The following is an 8,209-nucleotide window of genomic DNA, read 5'->3' as shown; positions in this document are numbered from 1 at the left end:
TGGCCGGCACCGACGATGCGCTTGCCGACGATGTCGACCGCCGGCTCGGTGAACAGCACCCCGCCCTCGCGGTCGAAGTTGCCACTGAGGATGTTCAGGCACTGGATCGCCCACTGGCACACGGTGCCGAAGCCCTGGGTGGACAGCCCGATGCGGCCGTACGCCGCGGCCCCCTCGGCGGTGGCCAGCTCGCGGGTGAGCCGGCGGATGACGTCAGCGGGCACGCCGGAGACGGACTCGGCGTACTCGGGGGTGTGGTCGGCGACCGCCAGCCGGACCGACTCCACGCCGTCGACGTACGACGGGACGTCGGTGAGCCCCTGCTCTACGAGCTCGCGCACCATCGCCAGCAGCACCACCGCATCCGTGCCCGGCCGCACGAAGTGGTGCTCGTCGGCGACCCTGGCCGTCTCCGTGCGTCGCGGGTCGAGCACGACCATTCGACCGCCCCTGGCCCTGAGCTCGCGCAGCCGGTTGGGGAAGTCCGGGACGGTCATCAGCGAGCCGTTGGAGGCCATCGGGTTGGCGCCGAAGACGAGGAAGAAGCTGGTGCGGTCGATGTCGGGGATCGGGATCAGCAGCTGGTGACCGAAGAGCTGCCACGCGACCAGCTGGTGGGGGACCTGGTCGACCGAGCTGGCGCTGAACTTGTTGCGGGTGCGGAACGTCTTGAGCATCCCGACGCCGTGCGTCTGCGACCCGAGCGAGTGGGCGTTGGGGTTGCCGAGGTAGATCGCCAGGGCGTCGCGGCCGTGCTCGTTGATCGCAGCCGCCAGGCCCTCGGCGGTGCGGTCGAGCGCCTCGTCCCAGGAGATCTCCACCCACTGGGCGTCCGGGCCGCGTCCGACCCGCCGCACCGGACGACGGAGCCGGTCGGGGTCCTCGTACACGTCGGCGAGTGCGACGCCCTTCGGGCAGATGTGGCCGCGGGAGAGCGGGTCGTCGAGGTTGCCGCGGATCGAGGTGACGTGACCGTCCTCGACGGTCAGCTCGAGACCGCAGATGGCCTCGCAGAGGTTGCACACGCCCAGGCGCTTCTCCATCTCGTCATCGTGGCACGACACGCGGGTCAGCGGTGGAGTGCGGGGTCGGGGCCGCCCGGTCCGACCGCTAGGGTGTCGAGTCGGCCGGATCGGGAACCGTTCGTCTCGACCACACGGGGAGGACGGCGCCCTCGAGACGGCGCCGTCGACGAAGGGGAACACATTGGGGTACGGAGCCGGCATCGCCCTGTTCGTCCTGGGCCTGATCTTCGCGCTCGCGGTGAAGGCCGAGGCGCCGGGCATCGACATCACCACGCTGGGCTGGATCCTCACCTTCTCCGGGCTGGTCGTCGTCGTGCTCACCGCGGTGCAGGCCAACATGCGCCGTCGCAACAGCGCGATCCAGGCGACCACGCACCCGGACGGCTCGCGCACGGTCACCGAGCGGCACGTCGAGAGCGACCCGCCTCCGCCCACGATCTGACGATTTCGCCGCTCCGGGCTCCGCTGATAGCCTTGAACGGTTGCCCATGAGGGCGACTTTCCGCCGTGCAACGGCCGCGGATCCACAGTGCCCCGGTGAACAGGCCCGGGCGCGCCGCGCAACGAGACCATGAAAGGGAGCTCCGTGTCGATCGGTACTGACGCTGAGACCAAGAAGAAGATCATCGCCGAGTACGCCACCTCCGAGGGCGACACCGGCTCCCCCGAGGTGCAGATCGCTCTGCTGAGCCACCGCATCTCCCACCTGACCGACCACCTCAAGCAGCACAAGCACGACCACCACAGCCGTCGTGGTCTGCTCCTTCTCGTGGGCCAGCGCCGTCGGCTGCTGAACTACCTCGAGAAGACCGAGATCGAGCGCTACCGCTCGATCGTGTCGCGGCTCGGCCTGCGCCGCTGATCTCGTGCCGAAACGGCTCACCCCCGGGTGGGCCGTTTCGTGCAAGTGTTGAGAATCAACACGACCCAACTGAATAGAAACCATCCCAGGAGCGGCCCGCGATCGCCGGCCCGGTCCTCGGTAGTGGCTTTCGGGGTCCGAGCACCATCTCGGCACCCGCGGGCCTCGATCGAAGACCGGCCACCCCCTCGTCATCGAGGCGCAGGTCAGGGCTCGCGGCTCGCTCCGCGAAAGAGAAAGGGAAACCCTTGACCGAGGGACCCGAAGTTCACGCAGTAGAAACCACCATCGACAACGGCAAGTACGGCCAGCGGACCGTCAAGTTCGAGACCGGGCTGTTCGCCCGCCAGGCGGCCGGTTCCGTGACCGCCTACCTCGACGACGAGACGATGCTGCTGTCGGCGACCACCGCCGGCAAGCACCCGAAGGACCACTTCGACTTCTTCCCGCTCACCATCGACGTGGAGGAGCGGATGTACGCCGTGGGCCAGATCCCCGGCTCGTTCTTCCGCAGCGAGGGTCGTCCCGGCGAGGACGCCATCCTCACCTGCCGCCTGATCGACCGGCCGCTGCGCCCCACCTTCAAGAAGGGCCTGCGCAACGAGGTCCAGGTCGTCATCACCGTGATGGCACTCGACCCCGACCAGCCCTACGACGTGCTCGCGATCAACGCGGCGTCGCTGTCCACCCAGCTCTCCGGCCTGCCGTTCTCCGGCCCGGTCGGTGGCGCCCGCGTCGCCCTGATCGACGGCCAGTGGGTCGCGTTCCCGACGCACAGCCAGCTCGAGGAGGCCGTCTTCGACATGGTCGTCGCGGGCCGGGTCACCGAGACCGGAGACGTCGCGATCATGATGGTCGAGGCCGAGGCGACCGAGTCCACCTGGGACCTCGTGCATTCCGGCAAGCAGGCTCCGACCGAGGAGGTCGTGGCCTCCGGTCTCGACGCCGCCAAGCCGTTCATCAAGCAGCTCTGCGAGGCACAGGTCGAGCTGGCCAACCAGGCCGCGAAGCCGGTGCAGGAGTTCCCGATCTTCCTCGACTTCGAGGACGACGTGTACTCGGCAGTGGAGTCCGCCGTACGTGACGAGACCGCGAAGGCGCTCACGATCGCCGGCAAGCACGACCGTGAGGACCGCCTCGACGAGATCAAGGCCGGCCTGCTCGAGAAGCTCGCCGACCAGTTCGAGGGCCGTGAGAAGGAGATCGGCGCCGCGTTCCGGTCGCTGAACAAGACCCTGGTGCGCGAGCGCGTGCTGCGCGACAAGGTCCGCATCGACGGACGCGGGCTGGCCGACATCCGGCCGCTGACCGCCGAGGTCGGCGTGATCCCGCGGGTGCACGGCTCGGCGCTGTTCGAGCGCGGCGAGACCCAGATCCTGGGTGTCACCACGCTGAACATGCTGACCATGGAGCAGAAGCTCGACACGCTCTCCCCGGAGAAGTCGCGCCGCTACATGCACAAGTACGTCTTCCCGCCGTTCTCCACCGGTGAGACCGGCCGAGTGGGCTCGCCCAAACGTCGCGAGGTCGGCCACGGTGCGCTCGCGCGCCGTGCGGTCCTCCCGGTGCTGCCCGACCGCGAGACGTTCCCCTACGCCATCCGCCAGCTCTCCGAGGCCTTGGGCTCCAACGGGTCCACCTCGATGGGCTCGGTGTGCGCCTCGACGCTGTCGCTGCTCCAGGCCGGTGTGCCGCTGCGCGCGCCCGTCGCCGGCATCGCGATGGGCCTGATCTCCGGTGAGATCGACGGCAAGCAGGAGTACGTCGCGCTGACCGACATCCTCGGCGCCGAGGACGCCTTCGGCGACATGGACTTCAAGGTCGCCGGCACGCGTGACTTCGTGACCGCGCTGCAGCTCGACACCAAGCTCGACGGCATCCCGGCCGAGGTGCTCGCCGCCGCGCTGACCCAGGCGCGCGATGCACGCCTGGCGATCCTCGACGTGATGGCCGAGGCCATCGACACGCCCGAGGAGATGTCGGTGCACGCGCCACGCATCATCAGCGTGCGGGTCCCCGTCGACAAGATCGGCGAGGTCATCGGCCCCAAGGGCAAGGTCATCAACCAGATCCAGGACGACACGGGCGCGACCCTGTCGATCGAGGACGACGGCACCGTCTACATCGGTGCCACCAACGGGGAGGCCGCCGAGGCCGCGCGTGCCGCGGTCAACGCGATCGCCAACCCGACGATGCCCGAGGTCGGCGAGCGCTACCTCGGCACCGTGGTGAAGACGACCAACTTCGGTGCGTTCGTCTCCCTGCTCCCCGGGAAGGACGGGCTGCTGCACATCAGCAAGCTGCGCGCCCTCGCCGGCGGCAAGCGGGTGGAGAACGTCGACGACGTCGTCTCCGTCGGCCAGAAGCTCCAGGTCGAGATCGGCGAGATCGACGACCGCGGCAAGCTGTCGCTGGTCCCGGTGGTGGAGGAGGGCGCGTCGTCCGACGACGAGTCCGCCGAGGCCGTCGCCGACGCCGAGTGATCTGGCTGGCTTGAAGCAGCTACCGGGAGGAGTGCGCCGGACCGTCCTGAAGGGCGGTCTGCGCGTGCTCACCGAGCACATGCCCGGCGTCCGCTCCGCCGCCGTCGGCGTGTTCGTGGGCGTGGGCTCCAGGGACGAGGCGGCGCGCCTGAGCGGCGCGTCGCACTTCCTGGAGCACCTGCTCTTCAAGGGCACGCCGACGCGCTCGGCGATGGACATCTCCGCCGCCCTCGACGAGGTCGGCGGGGAGTTCAACGCCTACACGGCGCGCGAGTACACCTGCTACCACGCTCGCGTCCTCGACGAGGACCTGCCGATGGCCGTGGACGTGCTCGGCGACATGATCACCTCCTCGCTGGTCACCGACGAGGACGTCGAGGCCGAGCGCGAGGTCATCCTCGACGAGATCGCCATGCACGACGACGATCCCGACGACGTCGTGCACAACCTGGTCGCCGCCACTGCGTGGGCCGGAACCCCGCTGGCCCGCCCGATCGCCGGCACCGCCGAGTCGATCAAGGCGCTGACGCGCTCGCAGGTCAAGGGCTACTACCAGCGGCGCTACCGGCCCGAGGTGATGACTGTCGCCGTGGCGGGCAACGTCGACCACGCCGACGTCGTACGCCGGGTGCGCACGTCGTTCGCGCGCAACGGCTTCCTCGACGGCGACGCCCGTCCGGCACGGCCCCGCCTCGCGGACCGGCCCCGCCGCTTCCACGCGGGGGAGGCCCGGGCCTCACGGCCGTTCGAGCAGGTCAACGTCGTGGTCGCGCGCCAGGGACTGGTCCGGTCCGACCCGCGTCGCTACGTGCTGAGCATCCTCAACGCCGGCCTCGGCGGCGGGTCCAGCTCGCGCCTGTTCCAGGAGGTGCGGGAGCGTCGCGGGCTCGCCTACTCCGTCTACTCCTTCGGCCTCGGCTACTCCGACGCCGGGATGGTCGGCGTCGCCGCCGGGTCACTCCCCGGCAAGGCCGACGACCTGCTGCGCGTGGTGCGCACCGAGCTCGCCCGCGTGGTCGAGTCGGGCCTGACCGAGGAGGAGGTCGAGCGTGGCAAGGGGCAGGCGCGCGGCGGCACCGTCCTTGCGCTGGAGGACAGCGGCTCGCGGATGACCCGGCTCGGCGAGGCCGAGCTGTTCCAGAAGGAGCTGCTCTCGGTCGACGAGGTGCTCAGCCGTCTCGAGGCGGTCACGCCGAAGCACGTGCACGACCTCGCCCGCCGGTTGTTCAGCACTCCCGAGACCCTCGCGGCGGTCGGCCCCACCCGCTGACGCCTCCTGCGGCAACTGGGGCGCGATGGTCTAAACCGCCCTCGTCGAATGCGGTCCGCCGCGATGACGGCACGCGGCACCCGGACTACGTTGCTGTGGACGGAAGGGGCGCTCGATGGACGAGGCCAACTTCGAGGCTCCCGGCAAGGGATCGTGGGAGCTCGACTCGACGCACTTCACGCGACCGATCGCCCGCTTCAGCGGAGACAAGATCATCGAGGCGTTCCCTCGGGGTTTCGCCGAGGGAACGGCGCGCTACGGGCTGCTCCTGGACCACCTCCAACCCGCCCTGGTCAACGGGTTCCTGTACATGCAGCCGGTCGCGTACCTCGCGCCGCCGGGCGCCACGGCCCCACCGCCCGCGCCCGTGCTCTGGTTGCTGACCCGACTGCACCCGAAGATGCGCGCGCGCATCGCCACCTCGGCGCGAGCCTTCGAGGCCAAGCAGTGGCGCACCGACCTCGAGACGTGGGACACCCAGGACAAGCCGGCCGCGATAGAACGGCACAAGGCGATCCAGATCATCGACGTGGCGGCACTCTCCGACGAAGGGCTGGTCGCGCACCTGCACGACTGTCGTGAGCACGCGGCGAAGATGGTCGAGCTGCACCACAAGTACACCGCCACGGCGATCGTGCTGACCGGCGACCTCCTCGCCCACGCGGTCCCGTGGACCGGTGCCACGCCCGGTGAGGTGCTGAGCCTGCTCAAGGGCTCTTCGCCGATCTCCCAGGGCTTCGCCGCCGACGAGCTGGTCAAGGCCGGTGACGCCCTCGCGCACAACGATCGCGCCCTGGCCGTGCTCCGTTCCGATGCCCCACCGGCCGAGAGGATCGAGCTGCTGTCGGAGGACCAGGACGTCGGGCCGGCCGTCCGGGCGTACGTCGAGGCCGTCCGCTACAGGTCGGTCGGCTACGACGTCGGAGATCCCTCGGCAGGCGAGATGCCCGAGGTGATGGTCCAGGCGCTGGCGACCGCGGCCGCAGGACTCCCGGCCCCGGCGTCCGACGAGACCGCGGTGGAGGCACTCCGCGTGCGAGTCCCCACGGAGCACCGGGCCCAGTTCGACGAGCTGGTGAGCGAGGCTCGGCTCGTCAACCGGTTGCGCGACGAACGCGGCGTGTACTCCGACGGTTGGGCGACGGGGCTCGCTCGACGGGCACTGCTCGAGGCGGGGCGCCGCCTGCACGCGCGCGGGCTTCTGCCGGACCCTTCGCACGCTGTCGACCTGAAGCTCGACGAGCTCAGTGCCCTGCTCCGAGGCCAGCCCGGACCCAGTCCCGCGGAGGCGGCTGCGCACCACGAGTGGCGGACCACGCACGCCTCCGAGGACGCGCCGCCGTTCCTCAACTCGATGCCCGCTCCGCCGCCACCGGCGGACATCCTGCCACCGGCTGCGCGCCGTGCCTCACGTGCGGTGGACGCCGCCCTGGCCAACCTGTTCGGCGTCTCGGAGGCCGCCAACTCCGACCAGGTCCTGCGCGGACTCTCCGTCAACTCCGGCACCTACGAGGGCCCGGCTCGGCTCGTGGACAGCCCGGCGGACTTCGGTCGGATCCGACACGGCGACGTCCTCGTCACCCGCAGCACCTCGCCGTACTTCAACGTGGTGCTGCCGCTCCTCGGCGCGATCGTCACCGACCGGGGTGGTCAGCTGTGCCACGCCGCGATCGTGGCCCGCGAGTACGGCATTCCGGGCGTCGTGGGCACGCGCGAGGCCACCACCCTGATCGAGGACGGTGACCGCGTCCGGGTGGACGGCACGACCGGCGAGGTGCACGTGCTCGCGCCGGCCGCGTCCTGAACCGCCAATGTCCGGTCGGCGCGGCATCGCGACCCCGCTCGCCGACGCTGTGGACGTCGACGAGTACGGCGGCAAGGCGGTCGAGCTCGGAACGGCGGTTCGACGCGGGCTCCCCGTGCCGGCCGGCTACGCGTTGTCGCCCGCCGCCGTCGAAGCGGTCGTGGAGGCCCACCCTTCCGCGGTGGCTGAGCTCGCCCGGGTGAGCGACGAGCTGGGCCTGGTGGCGGTCCGCTCCAGTGCCCCCGACGAGGACTCCGCCGGCGCCAGCTTTGCCGGTGCCTACCTGACCGTGCTGGGCGTCCGAGGCGCCTATGCCGTCGCGGTCGCCGTACGCGACGTGCACCGGTCCGGGGCTCTCGCCGCCGCGGACACCTACCGGGCCAACCTGGGCCTGCGCACCGACCACCGGATGGCCGTCGTGGTCCAGCAGCTCGTCGAGGCGGACGTGGCCGGAGTGCTCTTCACGCGGAACCCGGTCACGGGCGCGGACGAGCGCGTGGTCGAGGCCAGCTGGGGACTGGGGGAGGCGGTGGTGGGCGGACTCGTCACGCCCGACAGCTACCGCGTCGCCCGCGGAGGGAGGTTGCTGGAACGTCGCCTCGGGGAGAAGGACGTCGCCATCCGGCACCGCGCGGGTCCTGATGGTGCCGTGACCGAGGAGGTCCCCGTCGACCCGGCGTGGGCCGCGTCGCCGTGCCTCGACGAGGCGCAGCTCGCCGCGCTCGACGACCTGGCGACGCGGTGCGACGACGTGTACGGCGCGCA

At 70.7% G+C, this 8,209-nt stretch carries 7 protein-coding genes; 6 read left to right on the top strand and 1 reads right to left on the bottom strand.

The genetic code is table 11. The features are described 5' to 3' along the window. On the bottom strand, positions 1 to 1,043 hold a 1,043-nt coding region (locus VFH10_RS08440), incomplete at its 3' end, for a molybdopterin-dependent oxidoreductase (protein WP_325127672.1). A gap of 163 nt (positions 1,044 to 1,206) precedes the next feature. Between VFH10_RS08440 and VFH10_RS08435 the strand changes: the two genes are divergently transcribed. The 6 genes from VFH10_RS08435 to VFH10_RS08410 form a co-directional block, all read left to right on the top strand. Then, positions 1,207 to 1,467, top strand: coding sequence for a DUF6458 family protein (locus VFH10_RS08435; RefSeq protein ID WP_325127671.1), 261 nt, complete (start codon positions 1,207 to 1,209; stop codon positions 1,465 to 1,467). 144 nt (positions 1,468 to 1,611) lie between these two features. Beyond that, entirely contained in the window at positions 1,612 to 1,887 is a 276-nt protein-coding gene (gene rpsO / locus VFH10_RS08430; protein ID WP_325127670.1) for a 30S ribosomal protein S15, read from the top strand. Positions 1,888 to 2,135: 248 nt separating this feature from the next. Further along, positions 2,136 to 4,370, top strand: coding sequence for a polyribonucleotide nucleotidyltransferase (locus VFH10_RS08425; protein ID WP_325127669.1), 2,235 nt, complete (start codon positions 2,136 to 2,138; stop codon positions 4,368 to 4,370). Positions 4,371 to 4,401: 31 nt separating this feature from the next. Continuing rightward, a complete protein-coding gene (locus tag VFH10_RS08420; protein WP_325127668.1) occupies positions 4,402 to 5,640 on the top strand; it encodes a pitrilysin family protein in 1,239 nt (412 codons plus the stop codon). A gap of 115 nt (positions 5,641 to 5,755) precedes the next feature. Continuing rightward, the gene (locus VFH10_RS08415; RefSeq protein ID WP_325127667.1) at positions 5,756 to 7,444 is read left to right on the top strand and encodes a PEP-utilizing enzyme; all 1,689 of its coding nucleotides are present in this window, start codon (positions 5,756 to 5,758) and stop codon (positions 7,442 to 7,444) included. Between the two features lie 7 nt (positions 7,445 to 7,451). Beyond that, positions 7,452 to 8,209 (top strand): PEP/pyruvate-binding domain-containing protein (locus VFH10_RS08410; protein ID WP_325127666.1); only part of this gene is annotated, 758 nt, incomplete at its 3' end.

The organism is Nocardioides sp. (assembly GCF_035697785.1).
Classification (GTDB): domain Bacteria; phylum Actinomycetota; class Actinomycetes; order Propionibacteriales; family Nocardioidaceae; genus Nocardioides_B.
Note: the sequence above shows the minus strand (reverse complement) of the source record. Positions and strands in the feature narration are given on the sequence as shown.

Excerpts from the sequence above, each read along its gene's own strand:
- VFH10_RS08415 (WP_325127667.1), top strand. The coding sequence starts at position 5,756 with ATGGACGAGGCCAACTTCGAGGCTCCCGGCAAGGGATCGTGGGAGCTC.